Genomic DNA, 20,753 nt, shown 5'->3' on the forward strand with positions numbered 1-20,753 from the left:
CGTCCACCCATAAAACCAAGGAGACAAGACGATGAAACACACTACATTCATGGCGCGGCGCGCGCTGCTGGCCACGGCCTTGCTTGCGGCCTGCGCGGCGCCGGTCGGCGCATTGGCACAGCCAGTCAACAGCGCCCGGCCGATACGGCTGATCGTGCCGCTGGCCGCGGGCTCGACCGTGGACGCGATTGCGCGCGCGGCGGCGCCGGGCTTTGGCCGCGCCACCGGCCACGCCGTGGTGGTCGAGAACCTGACCGGCGCCGGCGGCATCACCGGCACGGCCCAACTGGTCAAGGCGCCCAGGGACGGCATGACGCTGGGAATGATCTCATCCAACCACGTGATCAATCCCGGCATCTACAAGTCGATTCCCTTTGACAGCCTCAAGGACATCACGCCGATCGCGGTGCTGGCAACGGTGCCGCTGGTGCTGGCCGTGAACCCGGCCCTGCCCGTGAAGTCGGTGGCCGAACTGCTGGCCCATGCCAAGGCCCACCCGGGAAGCCTCAACTTCGGCTCGGCAGGCAACGGCAGCACCTTGCACCTCGCGGGCGAATTGCTGGTCAGCGAAACCGGCATCGACATCAAGCATGTGCCCTACCGCGGCACCGGTCCGCTGATCACCGACCTGATAGGCGGTCAGGTGCAGCTGGGCTTTGTGTCGATCTCGCAGGTGGCGGCCCAGATCAAGGCCGGCACGCTGCGCGCGCTGGCCGTGAGCACCAGCCAGCGCTCGGCGGCCCTGCCCGACGTGCCCACGCTGGCCGAGGCCGGCGTGCCCAAATACGCGTTTGACGCCTGGGTCGCGCTGATCGCGCCCGCGGGCCTGCCCAGGGGCCAGGTCGATGGATATGCGGCGGCGATCGCCAAGGCCATGGCCTCGCCCGAAGCCCATGCGGCCGTGGTCGGCCAAGGGCTGTCGCTGCTGTCCATAGGCCCGGAAGCCGCGCCGGCCTTCTTCCAGGCCGAGCTGCTCAAGCACCAGAAGCTGGTGAAGCAATCGGGAGCCACGCTTGACTGACGGCGCGCCGACTCCCATTCTCCCGGGCGAAGCCACGGCCGATCTGTGCGATCGGCTGGGCGAGCAGGCCCGGGTCTGCCATCTGCCCTGGCGCTCCTATGGCGGTCTGCAGGCCGCGGGCGCGCCGATGGCCTGCGTGCAGGCGTTCGAGGACGCAGGTCCGCTGCGCGCGCTGCTCGACACGCCGGGCCAAGGACGCATTCTGGTGGCCGACGCCGACGCCGGCGGCGGCCTGCGCGTGGCGGTGCTGGGCGAACGCATGGCGCGGCTGGGCCTGGCCAACGGCTGGCGCGGAGTGATCGTGCACGGCGCGGTGCGCGACGTTGCGGCGCTGGCCGGGCTGGATTTCGCGGTGCTGGCGCTGGGCGCGGTGCCGCGGCGTGCGCCGGCCCAGTCGCACGCCGCAACGCGGCACGGCGCGCTGGCGCTGGGCGGCGTGGCGATCGCCGATGGCGATTGGGTGGCGCTGGACGCGGACGGCGTGGTGTTTGTGCGCTCGGCCTGATGCGGGCCGGCGGTCTGCGCCACAAGGGAGCTTCGCCCTGCAGCGCAACAGCAATCTCGGCGTGACGCTCGCGGACCCGGCCATCGCGTATCAAACGTCGCGCTGGCCGGCGGCGCGCAGTCATCGAATAAATTCATGAGCTTTGAATTTATCTAATGAAAAAGCTATTTATCGGTCTCCCACATTCACAGGGCCAGCTATCCTACATTTAAAATTTCATCCAGGGCAATAATGGAAAGTCAGTTTGAGCATATCAAGCGCTATCCGTTATTAAAAATGAAATTGATTATTGTCTCGAACCGGGTCTGTCATGACGAAAGTCCACAACCAGGCGGGCTCGCGACTGCGGTGCAGGATACGTTCGAGACGGTGCAGGGGACATGGATAGGCTGGAGCGGAGCGATATCAGCAGACTGCCAGAGGCAATCCGGCGCCGTTGGGAATATAGATTACAGTGTTTTCTCGCTGACCGAGCAGGAATATTCTGATTATTATCTGGGGTTTTCAAATTCCGTGATATGGCCTGTTTGCCATTCGCGTCCTGATTATCTGGATTTTTCCGAGAAATATTTTGCGGTCTACCGGCAGGTCAATCGCAGATTTGCCGATGAAGTGCTGGCCTGCGCCGTGGACGACGATTTCGTCTGGGTGCATGACTACCATCTGCTGCTGACCGCTCAGGCCATGCGCGACAGCGGCTTTTCGGGTGCAATCGGCTACTTTCACCATATTCCCATTGCGCCGCCCGACCTGCTGCGCGCGATTCCCCGCCATGCGGAGCTGTTTGCGGGGCTGCTGGACTATGACATCGTGGGCCTGCAAACCCGCAATGACCTGAAGAATCTGCTCGATTATTTCCAGGCGGCGCGCAGCCGCCAGGCGGAGATGCAGATCACCCTGGCGGGTGACGATTGCTTTCATGTGCATTGGCGCGGCCGCAGCAGCCAGTTCGGCGTCTACCCGATTTCCATCGACACGCAGCGCATCGAAGACGATGCGCCCACGGCCTTCGCCCAATCTTCGGTGCAGGAGCTGCGGCAGTCGCTGGGCACGCGGGCGCTGGTGCTGGGCGTGGACCGGCTCGATTACAGCAAGGGGCTGGAGCACAAGCTGCGTGCTTTCGACGCTTATCTAGGCGCCGGCGTCGATGCGGCATCGCCGGTGCTGCTGCAGATGGCCAGCCGCAGCCGCAGCGAACTGGCCAGCTATCAGCAGCTGTGCACGGCGCTCGAAGCCCGCACCTCGCAGATCAATGGCAGGCACGGCACTCCCAGCTATACGCCGGTGCGCTATGTCAACACCGTGTGCGACCAGGGCCTGCTCACGGGCTTCTACCGGCTCGCGCGCGTGGCGCTGGTCACACCGATGCGTGACGGAATGAACCTGGTGGCCAAGGAGTATGTGGCCGCGCAGGACCCCGATGATCCCGGCGTGCTGGTGCTGTCTGAGTTCGCCGGGGCGGCGCAGGAGCTGGGCGAAGCCTTGCTGGTCAACCCCTTCGACATTCGCGGCGTGGCCCAGGCGCTGGAACGCGCGCTGCAGATGCCGCTGCTCGAACGCGTTCAGCGCCACCGCGCCATGCTCAAGCGCCTGCGCAGCCACGACATCCAGTGGTGGCACCAGCGCTTTCTGTTCGATCTGTTCGCCTGCCATCGCCAGGCTTTCGAGAGAACCGGCTCATGAGCGCGCAGAGCAGCGCGCTGTTCCAGCGCGCACTGCACGCCACGCCGCAGCTGCCCGCACCCGGAGCAGCCGCGGGCGCGACGCTGCAGCGCTGGCGCGCGCTGGCCGCGCTGGCCGCGCAGGATCTCGCGGCCTGCAAGCTCGCCGAAGCCCATTGGGATGCGCTGACCATACTGCAGGAGCTGAAAGTCTCGCCGCCGCAGCAGGCGCGTACCTGGAGCGTCTGGGCCGCGGAAAACCCCAGGGCGCCGCTGCAGCTGCAGGGCAGCGGCGCCGAGCGCGTGCTGGTCGGCAGCAAGTCCTGGTGCTCGGGCGCCGACATCACCACCCACGCGCTGCTCACCTGCGAGGATGCGCAAGGCGAGCCCGGCTTCGCCATGGTCGACATGCGCGCGCCGGGCATCACGCTGCAAGGCCAGGACTGGCAGGCGCTGGGCATGCGCCATGTGGCGACGCCCACGGTGCAGTTCGAGCGCACGCCGGCCACCTGGATTGGCGCGCGCTGCGTCTATCTGCAGCGCCCGGGCTTCTGGCATGGCGGCGCGGGCATAGCGGCCTGCTGGTATGGCGCGGCCTGCGAGATCGCGCAGCTGCTGCGCCAGCGGCTGCACCCCGACCAGCCGCATGCGGCCGCGCATCTGGGCGCGATGTTCACCCAGCTGCGCGCGGCGCGCGCCATGCTGCACCAGCTCGCCCAGCGCATCGATGCCGCGCCGCAGCAGCCCTGGGTGGAGGAAGTCCAGGCGCTGCGCGCTTTCATGCGCGGCCTGGCGACGGAAATCATAGAGCGCAGCGCGCGCGCCATGGGCCCTGGCCCGCTGTGCAGCCACGCCGAACATGCGCAGCGCTGCGCCGATCTGGCGGTCTGGTGCACGCAGCAGCATGCCGAAAAGGACGAAGAGGGCCTGGGCCGGCTGTCACAGGCCGCGGCCGTGGTCTGGGAGCTCTAGCCATGCTGCCCGTGCCCGTTGAAATGCTGCTGCGCGGGTTTCGCACCCTCACCGTGCTGGCCCCCCATCCCGATGACGAGGTCTTCGGCTGCTTCGGCCTGATACGCTGCGCCCAGCGGCTGGGCCTGAGCGTCGAAGTGCATATCGTGACCGATGGCGAGCGCTGCTTTGGCGCCTTGCCGGTCGACGAAGAGCTGGCCTTGCGCGCCGCGCGCCAGCAGGAGTCGCTCCAGGCCGCGGCCCTGCTTGGCTATCCGCCGCCCACGTTCTGGGGCCTGGGCGATTCGCAGCTCATGGAGCAGCCGGCGCTGGTCGAGCGCGCGCTGCAAAACCATTGCCGCGCCGATGCGCTGTGCGTCGCCCCCTGGTGGAACGACGGCCATCCCGACCACGAAATGGTGGCCCACGGCCTGCGCCAGGTCAGTGCCGCGGGGCAAAGCATCTTCTACCCCGTCTGGGCGCTGATCGACCGCGCGCGCCGCACCCAGTTCTTTGCCCAGGAGGGCGTGGCCGCCATCACGCTGGCGCCCGCCGAACGCGCGTTGAAGCAGCGCGCCGCGGCGCTGTTCCAGACCCAGTTCAGCCGCGACGCCACGCCCGCCGGCGCCATCATCCGCGACGAATTCCTTGCCGAGTTCACCACCGACCACGAGTACTACGTCCATGGCCATTGACTTTGACGCGCCCCACGAGGAGCCCGATCCCTGGGGCTATGAGACGCACTGGTACGAAAAGCGCCGGCGCGCGCTGATTGCCGCGCTGCTGCCCGATGAAAAGCTCGGCCGGGTGCTGGAAATCGGCTGCTCCACCGGCCTGATCACGCAGATGCTGGCGCCGCGCGCGCGCCATGTGCTGGCCATCGACGTCTCGCCGAAAGCCGTTTCGCTGGCGCGTGAGCGCCTGCAGGGCCTGGCCCATGTCGAGATCGTGCAGGCCGACATCACCCAGGACTGGCCGGCGCGCAGCTTCGACCAGATCCTGCTGTGCGATGTCGCCTACTACCTGAGCGAGGCGCAGCTCAGCCAGCTGGCGCGCAATATCCGCATCCAGGCCTCGGCCGACTGCGTGCTGCTGCTGGCGCACTGGCGCCACCCCTTTGCCCAGGTCATCACGCCGGCGCCGGCTGCCCATGACTTGCTGGCCGAAGTCACGGGTTTTGCGCGCCTGGCCGGCTACCAGGACCATGATTTGTTGATTGACGTATTGAGCGCCAGCAGCGTCAGCGTGGCGCAGAAGGACGGACTTCTATGATGGGCATTGTCATTCCCGCGCACAACGAGGAGCAGCGCCTGCTGGCCTGCCTGCAGTCGGTGCGCGCCAGCATGCGGCATCTCGCAGGCCATGGCGTCGAATCGCTGCTGGTGGTGGTGCTCGATGCCTGCGATGACGGCTCGGCGCGCATCGCGCGCGCGCATGCCGACCAGGTACTGGAGATCGATGCGCGCGACGTCGGCCGGGCAAGGTGCGCGGGCGCGCAGCGCGCCCTCGAACGCGGCGCCGACTGGATTGCCTGCACCGACGCCGACACCCAGGTGCCCGAGGACTGGCTGCACGCGCAGTGGAACTGCGGCGCCGAGGTGTTCTGCGGCATTGTGCGCGTCGACGACTGGGGCGATTACGCACCCGAGGTGGTGCGCGCGTTTCACGCCACGGTGCCGCGCGACGGCCACCCGCATGTGCATGGCGCCAACCTGGGGCTGACGCGCCAGGCCTATCTGCAGGTCGGCGGTTTTCTTCCGGGCAAGGCGCACGAAGACGTGAGCCTGGTGCGGCGCTGCGAGCAGGCGGGACTGCGCATTGCGCGGCGCATCGCGCCCTGCGTGGTGACCAGCGCGCGGCGCGATCCGCGCGCGCGCGAAGGCTTTGGCGATTTCCTGCTGCAGCTCGAACGCGGCGTTCAGGAGACGCAGCGCGGCGCGGGGGCCGGCCTTGGCTGAGCCGATAGCGCTGTTTGTCGATTTCGACGGCACGCTGATCGATATCGCGCCCACGCCGGCCGCGGTGCAGGTCAGTGCGCTGCTGCTGCAGACCCTGGCCGCGCTGGCGCCGCGGCTCAACGGCGCTCTGGCCTGCATCAGCGGGCGGGCGTATGCCGACCTGGCGCCGCTGCTGCAAGGCGCGGGCATCGCGCTGGTCGGCAGCCACGGCGCCGAGATCCTGCAGGCCGCGCCGGCCGATGCCCGGCTGGCGGCGCTGGCGCAGCGCTGCCGCCAGGCACTGCAGCCCTGGCCCGGCGCCCTGGTCGAGGAAAAGCCTTGCGGCCTGGCGCTGCACTGGCGCCAGGCGCCCGCGGCCGAAGCCATGATTCGCGAACTCGGCGCGCAGCTGGCCGCTGCAATGCCCACCCATGGGCTGTGCGAAGGCAGAAAAGTGATTGAATGGCTGCCCGCGCATATCGACAAGGGGGCGGCCTTGCAGCAGCTGATGCAGCAGGCACCGTATTGCGGCAGGATGCCGGTGTTCATAGGCGACGACACCAGCGATATCAGCGCCATGCAGGCCGCGCGGGCGCTAGGGGGATTGGCGTTTGCGGTCGGCGAGCGCGTCGCGGACCATGCCGATGGGGTGTTTGCGCGGCCGGCCAATGTGCTAGCCTGGCTGCAGCTGCAGGTGCGCATACGCCCGGCCTGAGCCGGAAACATCCAGGCACTGAGCCGGCACTGAGCCGAAAATTCACCGGAAATGCGCCGGCGCAGGGCCGATGGCCAACCCTGCGCCGGGCATTTACCCGCTGCGCGTCAGGCGCGCTTCATCCAGTCGGACAGCTCGTCGGCGTGCTCCTGCTCCTGCTCCAGGATCTGCTCGATCAGGCGGCGCGTCGTGTGGTCCTTGTCGCCGATCAGCTCGATCATCTGCGTGTAGGCCTCGATGGCCACGCGCTCGGCAATCAGATTGGCGCGGATCATGGCGTGCAGGTCTTCCTGCTCGTCGTAGTCGGCGTGGCTGCGGCTGGTCAGCGTGTCGGGATTCAGATCGGGCTTGCCGCCCAGCTGCACGATGCGCTTGGCGATCTTGTCGGCATGCGCCTGCTCCTCGTTGGCGTGCACCAGGAACTCATCGGCAATGGCCGGCGATTCCAGGCCGGTGGCCGTGAAGTGGTGGCGCTTGTAGCGCAGCACGCAGACGATTTCGGTCGCCAGCGAATCATTGAGCAGCTTGATGATGGCTTCGCGCCATTGCTCGGCCTCGGGCGTCACCGCCCCCTGGTCCAGGCTTTGCTTTGCCGCTTCGAGTCGTTGGTTGTCGAGTGTCAGCTGACGTGGTTGTTGCTCGTTATTGTTCATTGCACACCTCGTGGGATTGGAATGGGATATCTGGCATGGGGAAACACCAGCACTTGCTACCGTAACGGATGAAATCCGGGCGCGGTGTGGGAGTGGAGCTTGTGTTGACATGGGCGGTTGGCGGCAAGCGCGCGTTGGCCGCCGCGTACACGCGCCAATGGCCTAGGACATACCCTTGATTGCGCATGCGGGTGCCGGGCTTTTGTGCCGCTCTCGCGGGTTCATCCCAGGCCCGCATGCATGCCCGCGCGGCACTTTTGCGCCGGCTTGAATGCCGGAAAAAACAGGAGCGCGGCCCGCAGCCGGCACGCGGATTTCCCGGTGTTCCCGCGCCCCGTCTTCAGCCTTTCACTGCACCCGCCCAGGTCTTCAAGACTGGCATTTGCGCCTGCAATTGAGCCCTTTGGTTTTGCTTACTTTTGTCTATAGACAAATAGAAGTCGTATTTGACAAAAGCAGCCAGCGGGAGAAAACTGCATTCAACCCCTCACTGACGTTGGATGCCGCCATGAAATCACTGACCGACTACCAGAGCTACGCCGATGCGCAGATCCAGTTTTCCCCCGAACGGCTCTGGGACCTGTTTGACGGAAACCGCGATGCGCTGAACATTGCCCATGAATGCGTGGACCGCCATGCGGCCTCGGGCCGGGACGCGCTGATCGTGGTCCAGGCCGGCGGCGGCGAGGAAGTCATCAGCTTTGCCCAGCTGTCCGAAGACTCGTCGCGGCTGGCGCACTGGCTGGAGGCCAGCGGCGTGCAGGCCGGCGACCGGGTGGCGATCATGCTCGAGCCTTCGCGCGCCTTCTACACCGCGATGTTCGGCGTGATCAAGCGCGGCGCGATTGCCGTGCCGCTGTTCACGCTGTTCGGCCCCGACGGCATACGGCTGCGGGTGCAGGACTGCCAGCCCGCGCTGCTGATCACCAATGCCGAGAAGCAGGACGCCGCGCGCTTTCCCGGCCACCCGCCGGTGCAGGTGTTCGACGCCGGGTTCGCGCAATCCCTCACGGCTTTTCCCGCCCGCTACCAGACGCAGTCCAGGGCAGCGGACCTGGCGGTGTTCCAGTACACCTCGGGCACGACACGCGAGCTGCCCGAAGCCGTCAAGCATTCGCACAAGGCGCTGGTGACGCTGATGGTGGCTGCGCTTTACGGCACGGGCATACGCCCGGGCGAGCGCTACTTCTGCCCGTCGTCGCCGGCCTGGGGCCATGGGCTGTGGCATGGCACGCTGGCGCCGCTGGCGCTGGGCCTCACGGTGGGCGCATACAGCGGGCGCTTCAACGCCGAGCGCCTGCTGCAGGGCCTGGCCGAGCACCGCTTCACCAACATGTCGGCGGCCGCCACCCACTACCGCATGATGAAGAACTGCGGCAAGGCCGGCGACTACCGCTTTGCGCTGCAGAAGCTGTCGTTCACCGGCGAGCCCATAGACGACGACACCGCCGACTTCGTGCGCGCCACCTTCGGCCTGGAAGTCTGCAGCATGTACGGCACGACCGAGATCGGCGTGGTGCTGGCCAGCTACCCCGGCGCGCCCGATTTTCCGGTCAAGAAAGGCGCGCTCGGCAAGGCCGTGCCGGGCACCGAGGTGCAGGTGCAGGGCGATGACGGCAAGCCCTGCGCGCCCGGCGTCACGGGTCAGCTGATGGTGCTGCGCCGCGGCCAGTGGCTGCCGACCAAGGATTTGGGCCGCATCGACGCCGACGGCTACTTCTATCACGGCGGCCGCGCCGACGACGTGATCATTTCCGCGGGCTGGACCATGAGCGCCGTCGAGATCGAGAATGTGATCCTGATGCACCCCGACGCGCTCGAGGCCGCGGTGATCGGTGTGCCCGACGCGCTGCGCGGCCAGGTCGTCAAGGCCTTCATCGTCAGCACCCGCCCGGCGGCTGACATCGCCGCCTTCACCGGCGAAATCCAGGAGCTGGTCAAGACCAAGCTGAGCCAGCACGAATACCCGCGCCATGTGGCCCTGGTCGACGAGCTGCCCAAGACGCCCGCCGGCAAGGTGCATCGCAAGGTGCTGCGCGAGCGCGAGCTGGCAGGGCAAGGCCGTTCATCCTTCGACGGGCTCAGGACGAACGGTTCGGCGCCCGGGCCCTTGCCCGTTCGCCCCGAGCCGCTTCCCGTTCGCCCTGAGCCGCCCCCCGTTCGCGCTGAGCCGCCCCCCGTTCGCCCTGAGCTTGTCGAAGGGCCGTCCAGCACTGCCGGCTGAATGCGTCACCGCGCCATTTCCCCATTCCCCATTTCTCAACCAGGAGCCATCACCATGGACATGAAAGCCCAGCGCAATTTCCCCAAGATCACCGAAAGCGGACTCGACGAATTGCGCCAGCGCATAGGCGTCAAGATAGGCCACACCGTCGAGCCCTGGTGTCACGAGGCAACGCGCGACAACATACGCCATTACGCCCATGGCATTGGCGACGACAACCCGCTGTGGTGCGACCCCGACTACGCGGCCAAGTCGCATTACGGTGGCATCGTCGCGCTGCCCAGCTTCCTGTTCTCGACCAGCCGCATCGTCTCGGGCTATGTCGGCGGCCTGCCGGGCGTGCATGCGATGTGGTCGGGTGCCGACTGGACCTGGCACAAGCCCGTGCGGCGCAACGACGAGATCCACACCGAGGCCTATCTCAAGGACCTGATCGAACACCAGACGCGTTTTGCCGGCCGCGCCGTGCAGCAGATCTACCACGTGGATTTCTTCAACCAGGACGGCGACAAGGTGGCCGAGGCCGACAGCTGGTGCTTTCGCACCGAGCGCGACCATGCGCGTGAAGTCGGCACCAAGTACGATGCGGCGCGCGAGCGCGGCCAGCGCAGCTACACCGACGAGGAGCTGGCCGCGGCCTTCGACCTCTACCGCAAGGAGGAAGTGCGCGGCGCCGTGCCGCGCTACTGGGAGGATGTGAAGGAGGGCGAGGCCCTGCCGACGATGTTCAAGGGTCCGATGACCGTGACCGGCTTCATTGCCTATGCCCAGGGCTGGGGCGGCCTCTACATCCGCGCCAACAAGCTGGCCTGGAAGCTGATCGACGCCCACCCGGGCGTGGGCATCAAGAACCGCTTCGGCATTCCCGACGTGCCCGAGCGCGTGCATTGGGAAGAGGACTTCGCGCTGGAAGTCGGCGCGCCCGGTGCCTACGACTACGGTCCCGAGCGCACCTCGTGGCTGACCCACCACCTGACCAACTGGATGGGCGACAGCGGCTTCCTGCACAAGGCCAGCTGCAAGATCCGCCGCCACAATCCCGAAGGCGACATGGTGTTCATCACCGGCAAGGTGGTGCGCAAGTTTGTCGAGGACGGCAAGCACATGGTCGAGATCGAGCAGATCGCGCACAACCAGGACAACGAGCTGTCGGTGCTTGGCGGCGGCGTCGTGGTCCTGCCCAGCCGCGGAGCCTGAGCCATGGAACGCGCAGGCGCCTTGCAGGGGCTCAGGGTCGTCGACCTGACCAGGGTCCTGGCCGGGCCCCTGTGTACGCAGATTCTCGCCGACCATGGCGCCGAGGTGACCAAGGTCGAGCCGCCCGCGGGCGACGAGACCCGCCGGCTGGGCCCGCCCTATACGCCCAGCCAGCAGGCCGCATACTTTTCCGCGCTCAACCGCGGCAAGCAGTCGATCAGCCTGGACCTGTCCACGCCCGACGGCCAGCAGGTGCTGCACGGCCTGCTGGCAAACGCCGACGTGCTGGTCGAGAACTTCGTTCCCGGCACGCTGGAGCGCTGGGGCCTGGGTTACGAGGAAGTGCTGGCCGCGCGCTACCCGCGGCTGGTGCTGTGCAGCATCAGCGGCTTTGGCGCCGACGGTCCGCTGGGCGGGCTGCCCGGCTACGACGCCGTGCTGCAGGCGGCCTGCGGCATCATGAGCATCAACGGCAGCGAAGGCAGCGGCGCGACCAAGGTGGGCATTCCCGTGGTCGATCACCTCACGGGCTATGTCGCGCTCAGCGGCATCCTGATGGCGCTGCAGGCGCGCGCGCGCGACGGCCTGGGCCAGCGCGTCGAGGCCACGCTCTACGACACCGCGATCAGCCTGCTGCTGCCGCATGGCGCGAACTGGCTTTGTTCGGGCGAAGTGCCCGCGCCGCTGGGCAGCGCCCACCCGAACATCGTGCCCTACGACAAGTTCCGCGCGGCCGACGGCGAGCTGTTCATAGGCATTCTCAACGACGCGCAGTTCGCGCGCTTTTGCGCCGCGCTGGGCGAGCCCGCGCTGGCCACCGACCCGCGCTTTGCCAGCAACGCCCAGCGCCTGGGCCAGCGCGACGCGCTGTACGCGGCCATCGAGGCGGCGATTTCCACCCGGCCGGCGCAAGTCTGGGCCGAGGCGCTGATGGCCCAGGGCGTTCCGGCCGCGGCCGTCAACAGCGTGGCCGCCGCGCTCGAGCATCCGCATACCCAGCATCGGCAGCTGCTGGTGCGGCGCGGCGACTACCAGGGCATACGCTCACCGGTGCGGCTCATGGGCACGCCCGGGGTGCCTGGAGCGGCGCCGCCGCGGCTCGACCAGGACCGGGCCGCCGTGCTGGCGCGCAGCCGGCAGGGGCAAGGTCAAGAGCAGGCCGAGGGTTTGGCACAGGCGCAGCCCCAGGCGCCGGCCCGCAGAATGCAGGAGGGCCATGCCACCCCCCAACACTGATCCACAGAAGAAAAGCCGCTGCGCGGGGCCAGGCCCCGCGCAGGAAAAACAGTTGGCATCACAAGGAGACAGACATGAAACGCATCGTATCGGGATGGGCCGCGATCATCGGCCTGGTGGCTTCGGCCGCGCTGCAGGCGCAGACCTATCCATCGAAACCCATCAAGATCATCGTCGCCTATCCGGCGGGCCAGGGCACGGACATCGCCACGCGCTATCTCGCCGACCAGATCTCGCGCGATCTGGGCCAGCCCATCATCATCGACAACCGCCCCGGCGCCGGCGGCAACGTGGGCACCGAGGCCACGGCCAAGGCCCATCCCGACGGCTATACGCTGACCATGGGCACCAACGCCACCCATGTGCTCAACGAGTTCCTCTACACCAAGATTCCTTTCAACGCCGGCCATGACTTCGAGCCGGTGGTCATGGTCGGCACCTTTCCCATGGTGCTGGCCGTGGCCAGCAGCTCGCCGCTGACCACGGCCAGGCAGCTGGTCGACGCGGTCAAGACCGCGCCGCGCAGCGCCGACATCGCCCTGCCCAGCACCAGCGCGCGCCTGGTCGTAGAGCTGCTCAAGGAGCGTTCGGCCGTGCCGCTGTTCGGCGTTCCCTACAAGGGCGCGAGCATTGCGATCACCGATCTGATCGGCGGCCAGCTCACGGCGATTGTCGACACCCCGACCAGCCTGCGTCCGCACCTGCAGTCGGGCAAGCTGCGGGCGATTGCCGTGACATCGCGCCAGCCGAGCTCGCTGGTGCCCGGCGTGTCGTCGGTGGCCGAGCAGGGCTTTCCCGACTTCGACGTGATTGCCTGGAATGCGCTGTACGCGCCCAGGGGCACGCCCGCGCAGATCATCCAGACGCTCAACACCGCGTTCAACAAGGCGCTGCAGCGCCCCGAAACGCGCCAGCGCCTGCTGGAGCTGGGCTTCGAGCCCGCGGGCGGCACGCCGGAATCCCTGCAGGCTTTTGGCCGCAGCGAACGCCAGAAGTGGCAGGTGGTGATTTCCACGGCGGGCTTGAAGGCTGATTGAGGGCGTAGCGATGCAAGCGCAGGCCCAAGGCTGGAAACCGCACGAACTGCCCGGCTTCATGGGCCTGGCCGGCCCGCTGTGGAGCCGGCGCGAGGGCGATGACTGGGCCTATGGCCTGCAGGTGCGGGCCGAGCACCTCAATCCGGCGCGCATGCTGCATGGCGGCGCCTTGCTGACGCTGGTCGACCATGCGCTGAGCACCGTTGCCTGGCAGGCCGCGGGCCGCGTGCCCTGCCTGACGCTGCAGCTCGACAGCCATTTCCTGGCCGGCGTGGCCGAAGGTGGCTTTGTCGAAGTGCGCGCCCGCATCACGCAGCGCACGCGCAGTCTGTTGTTCCTGCAGGGCCTGGCCAGCGTGGACGGCGCGCCGGTGCTGCAGGCCCAGGCCATCATGAAGGCCGCCCCACCCAGGAGCGCACCATGATTTCGCTGGACATGGCCTGGACGCCGTTGGCGCGCGCCGCATCGGGTAAGCTGGACAGCCCGACATTGCGTCGCAGCCCGCAGAAAACCCGCAGCATGGTCAGTGAACCGAGTCAACCCAAGGCCCAGCGCGTGCGGCCCGTGCCCGCCGTCAGCCGATCGATTGCCATCTTGCGCCTGCTGGGCGAAAGCCAGCCCGGGCTGGGCGTCAAGGCCATAGCCGACCAGCTGGGCCTGGTGCCCAGCACCTGCCTGCATATCCTGCGCGTGCTGGTCAGCGAGGATCTGGTGCAGATGGACAGCGCGACCAAGCGCTATACGCTGGCCGGCGGAATGATCAGCCTGGCGCGCAGCGTGCTCGAAGGCGGCAGCTTTGCCCAGCGCGTGCAGCCCGGCCTGGACCGGCTTGCGGCCGCGCATGGCGTCACCGCCATGGGTGTCGAAGTCACCCAGCACCAGAGCGTGGTGGTGCTGGCGCTGTCGAAGTCCAATCAGCCGTTTCGCCTGCACACCGATGTCGGCAGCCAGTTCTCCAGCCTGGTCAGCGCCACGGGCCGGCTGATTGCCGCCGAACTCGATGCCAGCCCGGCACAGCTCAAGAAGATCTATGCCGCCATTGCCTGGGACGACGCGCCCGGCTTCACCATCTGGCGCAACGAAGTCGATCTCGCCAAGCGCCAGGGCTGGGCGCTGGACCGCGACCATTTCGTGCGCGGCCTCACGGTGGTGGCGCTGCCGGTGTTCAATGCGCGCCGGCAGCTCACGCACACCGTCGTGGCCGTGGGCATGAGCAGCCTGCTGGACGGCGCCGCGGTGCAGCGCCTGGTGCAGGACATGCGCACGGAAGTCGATCTGCTGGACGGCCGGCCCTGATTCAGCAAGCCGCCGCAAGGGCCGCGCCCTGGGAGCGCAGCAGCTCGACAATGCGCTGCGCCGCGGGCGACAGCTCGCCCGCGCGGCGCACGGTCACGCCCAGCTTGCGCCGCAGCGTCGTGGCTTCCAGCCGCACTTCCTCGAGATGGTCGCCGCCGGGCAGTTCCAAGGTGTGGCGCGAGACAAAGCTCAGCAGATGGGTGCGCGCAATCATGCGCGGCAGCAGGGCAATGGAACTCGCCTCGATCTGCACGCTGGGCGGCGCCAGGCCCTGGTTCGCAAACGCCATGTCCAGCCACAGGCGGCTGGGAATGGCCGGCGCGGGCAGGGCCCAGGGGTAGGTCAGCAGCGCCTGCATGGTGATCTTCGGCGTGGCGAACACCGGGTGGCTGCGGCTCGCGGCCACGACCACCACGTCCTCGACTATCGGGTAGGAGATGGTGGTCGGGTCGCCGTCTATGGTCAGGCCTATCAGCAGATCGATCTTGCCTTCGCGCAGCTGCTCGCGCAGCTCCCAGCTCGGGCCGACAACGATGCTGATCGTGGTCTTGTGGCCGCCCTCCAGTGCCAGGCTGCAGACCTCGGGCAGCAGGTGATCGGCCGCGACCGGGCCGCTGCCTATGCGCACATGGCCGGCCAGGCCCTGGGCGAACTCCTGCACCTGGCGCACCACTTCCTCGGCGGTGTTGCGCAGCATGCGCGCCCGGCCCAGCAGCATCTGGCCCACGGGCGTGAGCCGTATGCCCCGGCCTTCGCGCTCGAACAGCGGGCTGCCGAACGCCTCTTCCAGCCGCTGAATGCACTTGGTCAGCGCCGGCTGGCTGCGCGCGAGCTGCTCGGCCGCCTGGCCGAAGTGGCCCATTTCAGCCGCGGCTTCAAAGTAGCGCAGATCGCGCAGATGCAGGTCCATGGGGCGCTTTCATCAATTACCAAAAGAAATGGGTCAATCACCATTATTCAATAGACCGAATGAATTGCGCTGCGCAGAATCCACTTCCAACAGGATTCACCTCCCCAACAAGAGACAACATGGCCTTCACGATTTTCATCACCGCGCCCAAGCTTGCCCCCGCGGGCCAGCGCATTCTCGAGGACGCGGGCTGCCGCCTGCTGTTCATGCGCGACGGCAACGACGCCGCCGAAGTCGCGCAGATCCTGGCCAGCGAGCCGGTGGACGCCGTCATCTCGCGCACCGTCGCGCTGTCGGGCGACGCCATCCGTTCCTGCCCGACGCTGAAAGTCATCTCCAAGCATGGCGTGGGCGTGCCCAACATCGACGTCGCCGCGGCCAGCGAGCGCGGCATTCCGGTCTATGTGACGCCGGGCGCGAACGCGCAGTCGGTGGCCGAACTCACGCTGGGCCTGATGCTGGCCGCGGCGCGCAAGGTCGCGCTGCTGGACGCCGAGCTGCGCGCCGGCCGCTGGACGCGCGCCCAGGACGGCGTGCAGCTCGCGGGCCGGCGCCTGGGCCTGGTCGGCTTTGGCCAGGTGGGCCAGCGCGTCGCCAAGGTGGCGCTGGCGCTGGGCATGGAAGTCGAAGCCTTCGATCCCGGACTGCGCGGCGCCAGCCCGGTCGAGGGTGTGGCGCTGCACGCCGCGCTGGACAGCCTGCTGCCGCGCGCCGATGTGCTGAGCCTGCACATTCCGCTGAACGCGCAAACGCGCGGCCTGTTTGACGCCGCGCGCCTGGCCCTGCTGCCGCGCGGCGCGATCGTGGTCAACACCGCGCGCGGCGAAGTCATTGACGAGCCGGCGCTGATCGCGGCGCTGCGCTCGGGCGCGCTGTTTGCCGCCGGCCTGGACACCATGGCCGTCGAGCCCCTGCCGGCCGGCAGCGCGCTGGCCGCCTTGCCCAACGTCGTGCTCACGCCCCATGTGGGCGGCTCGACCGCGGCGGCGCTCGAAGGCATGGCGACGGGGGCGGCGCGCAACGTGCTGGGCTTTCTCCGCGGCCAATCCCCCGATCTTTGCGCCTGCGTGAACCCGCAGGTGTTTTCCCAAGACCACCAGAGCATCCGATGAGCACTACCCCTTCGTGGCCCGCAGGCTACCGCATCAACCCCCGCGCCGCCGGCCCCGACGCCGAAACCGTGGCCGCGTTTCGCGACATGCCGGTGGCGGCGATTGGCGACTCCATGAGCCGCAACGTCGGCACCCTGGGCCTGCGCCAATACCACCGCCGGCTCGAGACCGTGCTGTGCGGCCCGGCCGTGACCGTGCGCGTGCGCCCCGGCGACAACCTGATGATCCACAAGGCGCTGATGATGGTCGAGCCCGGCGATGTGCTGGTCATCGACGGCGGCGGAGATGTCTCGCAGGCCCTGGTCGGCGGCCTGATGCGCACCACCTGCGTGGCCAAGCAGCTCGGCGGCCTGGTGATAGACGGCGCGGTGCGCGATCTGTGCGAATGGGCCGAAGACGGCATGCCTATCTTCGCCAAGGGCCATACCCACCGCGGCCCGAGCAAGGACGGCCCGGGCGAAGTCAATGTGCCGGTGTCCTGCGCCGGCCTGGTGGTCATGCCCGGCGATCTGATCATCGGCGACGCCGACGGCGTGATTGCCGTGCCGGCCGCTGAGGCCGCGAGCGTTCTCGCCAGGACCCGCGCCCATCTGCTCAAGGAAGCCAAGATCCGCGAGACCAACCGCACGGGCACGGCCGATCCCGAACGTTTCGACGCGGTGCTGCGCGAAAAGGGCTTGCCGATCTAAAGCGGCTTGCGGTCAATTTATGAGGATAGGGCGTTCATGGTTCGACAAGCTCACCACGAACGGGGAGGCGTCGCAGCGGCTTCTCTTGAAAGGCATGACGCCCTCCGGTCGTCCTGAGCTTGCCTCGCCGGCCGCGTCGAAGGATGAACGGCCCTTCGACAAGCTCAGGACGAACGGTTCTATCAGGAGTTGCGCCCGCTCCATAGTGGCCTGCGCATAGAAACAAGAAATAAACCAAAGGAGACAAACCATGCAACGACGTACTTTTCTTCACACCGGCGCGCTGGCGCTGGCCGCGGGCACGACGGGCGCTTTCGCCCAGAGCAGCTGGCCGGCCAAGCCCATCAAGCTGATCGTGCCGTTTCCCCCGGGCGGCGGCACCGATGCCACCTCGCGGCTGATTGCCGAGAAGTTCACCGTGCTCAACCAATGGACGGTGATTGTCGAGAACCGCCCCGGCGCGGCCGGCAACATCGGCCTGGACGCCGTGGCCAAGGCCCAGCCCGACGGCTACACCATAGGCATGGGCCAGGCCTCGAATCTGTCGATCAATCCCGCGCTCTACGCGAAGATGCCTTTCGATCCGCTCAAGGACTTCACGCCCATCGTCGAGATCGCGGTGCAACCCGTGGTGCTGGTGGTGCGCGCCGACTCGCCGTTTCGCACGCTGGCCGATTTCATCAAGGCCGCCAAGGCCAAGCCCGGCGAGTACAGCATTGCGCATGCGGGCAACGGCACGGTGGGCCATCTTGCGGGTGAGATGCTCACGCGCCGCGCGGGCATCCAGGTGCTGCAAGTGCCCTACAAGGGCGCGGGCCCGGCAATGAACGAGCTGCTCGGCGGCCAGGTGCAGCTGTATTTCGGCAACAGCGTCTCGGTGATGTCGCAGATGACGGCCGGCAAGGTGCGCGCGCTGGCCGTGAGCTCGGCCCAGCGCCTGCCGGTGATAGGCCAGGTGCCCACGGTGGCCGAGCAGGGCTATCCCGGTTTCGACGCCACCACCTGGCTGGGCCTGGTCGGCCCCGCGGGCCTGCCGGCCGAGGTCGTGGCGCGCGTCAACAAGGAAGTCGGTGCCATGCTGGCGCGCAAGGACGTGCAGGACAAGCTGGCCTTCGAAGGCAATATTCCGGTGACCGGCACGCCCCAGCAGTTTGCGGCCTTCATCAAGGCCGAACACACAAAGTGGGGCAATCTGATCCGCGAGGCCAACATCAAGCTCGAATGAAGCTTTGGGTCTGCAGCGAAAGACGCCGGCAGCGCTGCCGGCGTCTTGCCGTTCAGGGGCGCGAAAAGAGATGTTCACGGCCCAGCTCGGCCGGAGCGTTAACGCCTATCAGCGCCATGTTGCGCAGCATTTCCGAGGCCAGTATGCCTATCGCATGGCGCACGCCGGCTTCGCCGGCCACCGCGCCCGCGTAGTTGAAGGGCCGGCCGACAAACACGAACTTCGCGCCCAGCGCCAGCGCCAGCAGCACATCGTTGCCGCGGCGAAAGCCGCTGTCCATCATCACCGGGTAGTCGGGTCCCAGCGCCTGGACCACGCCCGGCAGCACCTGCAGCGGCGAGACCGCGCCGTCAAGCTGGCGCCCGCCGTGGTTGGAGAGAATGATGCCGTCGGCGCCATGCTCGCGCGCGCGCAGCGCGTCGTCCTGGTGCAGGATGCCCTTGAGCACCAGCTGGCCTTTCCAGCGGCGGCGAATCAGATCGAAATGCTCCCAGTTCAGATGGTCGCGCGCGCCGAAGTCGCGCGTCACCGTCGATGACAGGATGGGCGCGCCGCGAGTGGCCTGCGAGTTCTCGAAATGCGGCATGCCGTGCTGGACCAGCGTGCGCAGCGCCGTGCCGAACAGCCAGCCCGGATGCGTGATGCCGTCCCAGGCCAGGCGCAGGCTGGGGCGCAGCGGCGTCGAGAAGCCGGCGCGCAGATTGTTCTCGCGGTTGCCCGAGACCGGCGTGTCGGCCGTGACCACCAGCGTGCCGAAGCCCGCGCGCTCGACGCGCTCCAGCAGCAGCGCAATGCGTTCGGGCTCGCCGGGCACATAGGCCTGGAACCAGGCCCTGGGGTTGGCGCGCACCACCTCCTCCATGGGAATCAGCGAGGTGCCGCTGAGGATCATGGGAATGTTTGCCGCCGCCGCGGCCTGGGCCTGCACCAGATCGCCGCGGTAGGCCGACAGCGCGCTGATGCCCATGGGCGCGATGCCGAACGGCGCCGCCCAGTCCTCGCCCAGCAGCGTAGTGCCCAGCGTGCGCGCCGCGGTGTTCTTCAGGATGCGCGTCTGCCAGCCGTAGTCGGCGAAGGCGCTGCGGTTGCCCTGCAGCGAGCGGTTGGTCTCGCAGCCGCCCGAGACATAGGCAAAGATGGGGCGGGGCAGGAAGGCGCGCGCCGCGTGCTCGAAGTCGTCGAGCGACAGCATCTTGCGCAGGCGGCGCGGCAGCGCGGGCGTGCCCGCGCGCGCCGGCGATGCCGAGTTCGGCGCGGCAAAGTCTTCAAGGCGGAAAGTGGAGGTCATGGCCTGGCGAAATCGATTGAACAAGCCTGCATGCTAGAAGACAATGATCAATTGTTGTTTGATCATTCGTCGTTCGATACACGAGGAAAACTCATGAAAATGCAGTTGCTGGCGACCTTGTCCGCCGTTGTGCAGCAGGGCAGCTTTGCCCAGGCTGCCGAGCAGGTGAACCTCACGCCCAGCGCCGTGAGCCTGCAGATGAAGCAGCTCGAGCAGTACTTCGGCCAGCCGCTGTTCGACCGCTCGGCGCGCAATGCGCGGCCCACGCCGTTCGCGCTGCAGCTGGCGGCCGTCGTCAACCGCAGCCTGGCCGAGCTCGAGTCGCTGCGCCACACCGCCGATGCCGCGCCCGCGGGCCATGTGCGCCTGGGCATCACCGAGTCGGCGCTGACCACCTTGCTGCCCCAGGCCTTTGCCGCGCTGCAGCGCCAGGCGCCGAAAATCGCGCTGCAGATCGATCGCGGCACCACGCCCGATTTGCTGCAAAGCCTCAAGGCCGGGCGCGTCGACGCAGCCGTCGTGGTGCGGCCGGTCTCGGGCGGCTCGAGCCGGCTGCTGTGGACGCCGCTGCTGCGCGAGCCCTTTGTGCTGGTCGTACCCGCGAACATGGCGCCCGGCACCGTCAAGCAGATCCTGGGCCAATCGCCCTGGATACGGCTGGACCGCGGCGTCGTCGCCGGCCAGATGGCCGCGCGTTTCGTCAACCAGCTGCTGCCGCAGCGCCAGCCGCTGCTCGATGTGCCGGGCATGGATGCGATTGTCGCCATGGTGGCCGCGGGCATAGGCGTGTCGGTGCTGCCCAAGATCCGCTACCAGCTGCGCGATGCCTATGGCGTGCGCGAGATCGCGCTGGGCAGAAACGCACCCGTGCGCCAGATCTGCCTGGTGCGGCGCAGCGCGGACGCGGGCCTGCAGCGGCTCGATGCCGTGGAGCAGGCTTTCGTGGCGGCAGCCGCAATGCCGTGATCATCGGTGCCGACTGGCATGAAGTGCCGGCCCGCGTGGGCATACGGATGGCAGTGAAGTGGTGGTGTTTGCTGACATCCTGCCGGCGCCGGGCAGCGCATACTGACGCTAGCGCATGGGTCTTTCGGCC

General features: G+C 67.8%; 21 protein-coding genes. 18 read left to right on the plus strand and 3 right to left on the minus strand.

From position 1 onward, the window contains the following. The first annotated feature begins 31 nt into the window (after positions 1-31). The 8 genes from ACSVDO_RS23055 to otsB all read left to right on the plus strand — a co-directional run bounded on the left by ACSVDO_RS23055 (position 32) and on the right by otsB (position 6,790). The gene (locus ACSVDO_RS23055) at positions 32-1,021 is read left to right on the plus strand and encodes a tripartite tricarboxylate transporter substrate binding protein (protein WP_489596562.1); all 990 of its coding nucleotides are present in this window, start codon (positions 32-34) and stop codon (positions 1,019-1,021) included. After that, entirely contained in the window at positions 1,014-1,526 is a 513-nt protein-coding gene (locus ACSVDO_RS23060) for an RraA family protein (RefSeq protein WP_489596563.1), read from the plus strand. Before ACSVDO_RS23055 ends, ACSVDO_RS23060 begins: the two co-directional genes overlap by 8 nt. Positions 1,527-1,757: 231 nt before the next feature. Next, a complete protein-coding gene (locus ACSVDO_RS23065) occupies positions 1,758-3,209 on the plus strand; it encodes an alpha,alpha-trehalose-phosphate synthase (UDP-forming) (RefSeq protein ID WP_489596565.1) in 1,452 nt (483 codons plus the stop codon). After that, the gene (locus tag ACSVDO_RS23070) at positions 3,206-4,159 is read left to right on the plus strand and encodes an acyl-CoA dehydrogenase (protein ID WP_489596567.1); all 954 of its coding nucleotides are present in this window, start codon (positions 3,206-3,208) and stop codon (positions 4,157-4,159) included. The genes ACSVDO_RS23065 and ACSVDO_RS23070 overlap by 4 nt, the downstream gene beginning before the upstream one ends. A 2-nt stretch (positions 4,160-4,161) precedes the next feature. Continuing rightward, the gene (locus ACSVDO_RS23075; protein ID WP_332537910.1) at positions 4,162-4,833 is read left to right on the plus strand and encodes a PIG-L deacetylase family protein; all 672 of its coding nucleotides are present in this window, start codon (positions 4,162-4,164) and stop codon (positions 4,831-4,833) included. After that, positions 4,823-5,410 (plus strand): class I SAM-dependent methyltransferase, encoded by a 588-nt coding sequence (locus tag ACSVDO_RS23080; protein ID WP_489596569.1) that lies wholly within the window; start codon positions 4,823-4,825, stop codon positions 5,408-5,410. Before ACSVDO_RS23075 ends, ACSVDO_RS23080 begins: the two co-directional genes overlap by 11 nt. Further along, entirely contained in the window at positions 5,407-6,096 is a 690-nt protein-coding gene (locus ACSVDO_RS23085) for a glycosyltransferase family 2 protein (protein ID WP_489596571.1), read from the plus strand. Before ACSVDO_RS23080 ends, ACSVDO_RS23085 begins: the two co-directional genes overlap by 4 nt. Further along, positions 6,089-6,790, plus strand: a complete 702-nt coding sequence (otsB, locus tag ACSVDO_RS23090) for a trehalose-phosphatase (protein ID WP_489596572.1) — start codon at positions 6,089-6,091, stop codon at positions 6,788-6,790. The genes ACSVDO_RS23085 and otsB overlap by 8 nt, the downstream gene beginning before the upstream one ends. A gap of 107 nt (positions 6,791-6,897) precedes the next feature. Here the strand turns inward: otsB and ACSVDO_RS23095 are convergent, their stop codons facing one another. After that, a complete protein-coding gene (locus ACSVDO_RS23095) occupies positions 6,898-7,443 on the minus strand; it encodes a ferritin-like domain-containing protein (RefSeq protein WP_332537914.1) in 546 nt (181 codons plus the stop codon). 508 nt (positions 7,444-7,951) lie between these two features. Here ACSVDO_RS23095 and ACSVDO_RS23100 point away from each other — a divergent pair. From ACSVDO_RS23100 to ACSVDO_RS23125, 6 genes are all read left to right on the plus strand, one after another. Continuing rightward, positions 7,952-9,667, plus strand: a complete 1,716-nt coding sequence (locus ACSVDO_RS23100) for an acetate--CoA ligase (protein WP_489596573.1) — start codon at positions 7,952-7,954, stop codon at positions 9,665-9,667. Positions 9,668-9,721: 54 nt separating this feature from the next. Continuing rightward, positions 9,722-10,864, plus strand: a complete 1,143-nt coding sequence (locus tag ACSVDO_RS23105; protein WP_332537916.1) for an FAS1-like dehydratase domain-containing protein — start codon at positions 9,722-9,724, stop codon at positions 10,862-10,864. A 3-nt stretch (positions 10,865-10,867) separates the two neighbouring features. Beyond that, positions 10,868-12,100, plus strand: coding sequence for a CaiB/BaiF CoA transferase family protein (locus ACSVDO_RS23110; RefSeq protein WP_489596575.1), 1,233 nt, complete (start codon positions 10,868-10,870; stop codon positions 12,098-12,100). Positions 12,101-12,174: 74 nt separating this feature from the next. Continuing rightward, positions 12,175-13,137 (plus strand): Bug family tripartite tricarboxylate transporter substrate binding protein, encoded by a 963-nt coding sequence (locus ACSVDO_RS23115; protein WP_489596577.1) that lies wholly within the window; start codon positions 12,175-12,177, stop codon positions 13,135-13,137. Positions 13,138-13,147: 10 nt separating this feature from the next. Continuing rightward, positions 13,148-13,561, plus strand: coding sequence for a PaaI family thioesterase (locus ACSVDO_RS23120; RefSeq protein WP_332537919.1), 414 nt, complete (start codon positions 13,148-13,150; stop codon positions 13,559-13,561). Then, positions 13,558-14,433, plus strand: coding sequence for an IclR family transcriptional regulator (locus ACSVDO_RS23125; RefSeq protein WP_489596579.1), 876 nt, complete (start codon positions 13,558-13,560; stop codon positions 14,431-14,433). Before ACSVDO_RS23120 ends, ACSVDO_RS23125 begins: the two co-directional genes overlap by 4 nt. Before the next feature lies 1 nt (position 14,434). On the opposite strand, the gene ACSVDO_RS23130 is transcribed toward ACSVDO_RS23125, so the two are convergent. Beyond that, positions 14,435-15,343, minus strand: coding sequence for a LysR family transcriptional regulator (locus ACSVDO_RS23130; RefSeq protein WP_489596580.1), 909 nt, complete (start codon positions 15,341-15,343; stop codon positions 14,435-14,437). Positions 15,344-15,462: 119 nt separating this feature from the next. On the opposite strand from ACSVDO_RS23130, the gene ACSVDO_RS23135 reads away from it, so the two are divergent. The 3 genes from ACSVDO_RS23135 (at position 15,463) to ACSVDO_RS23145 (ending at position 18,369) form a co-directional block, all read left to right on the plus strand. Next, positions 15,463-16,455 carry a hydroxyacid dehydrogenase gene (locus ACSVDO_RS23135; protein WP_489596582.1) on the plus strand — a complete coding sequence of 331 codons (993 nt, stop codon included), beginning with the start codon at positions 15,463-15,465 and terminating at the stop codon, positions 16,453-16,455. Next, positions 16,452-17,144, plus strand: coding sequence for an RraA family protein (locus ACSVDO_RS23140; RefSeq protein WP_489596584.1), 693 nt, complete (start codon positions 16,452-16,454; stop codon positions 17,142-17,144). Before ACSVDO_RS23135 ends, ACSVDO_RS23140 begins: the two co-directional genes overlap by 4 nt. Positions 17,145-17,394: 250 nt before the next feature. Continuing rightward, positions 17,395-18,369, plus strand: coding sequence for a Bug family tripartite tricarboxylate transporter substrate binding protein (locus ACSVDO_RS23145; RefSeq protein WP_489596586.1), 975 nt, complete (start codon positions 17,395-17,397; stop codon positions 18,367-18,369). 52 nt (positions 18,370-18,421) lie between these two features. Here ACSVDO_RS23145 and ACSVDO_RS23150 read toward each other — a convergent pair whose 3' ends face one another. Further along, entirely contained in the window at positions 18,422-19,657 is a 1,236-nt protein-coding gene (locus ACSVDO_RS23150) for an alpha-hydroxy acid oxidase (RefSeq protein WP_489596588.1), read from the minus strand. Between the two features lie 93 nt (positions 19,658-19,750). Here ACSVDO_RS23150 and ACSVDO_RS23155 point away from each other — a divergent pair, with 93 nt between their 5' ends. Next, entirely contained in the window at positions 19,751-20,623 is an 873-nt protein-coding gene (locus ACSVDO_RS23155) for a LysR family transcriptional regulator (protein ID WP_332537925.1), read from the plus strand. Positions 20,624-20,753: the final 130 nt, after the last annotated feature.

The organism is Comamonas sp. DB36, from assembly GCF_057914905.1.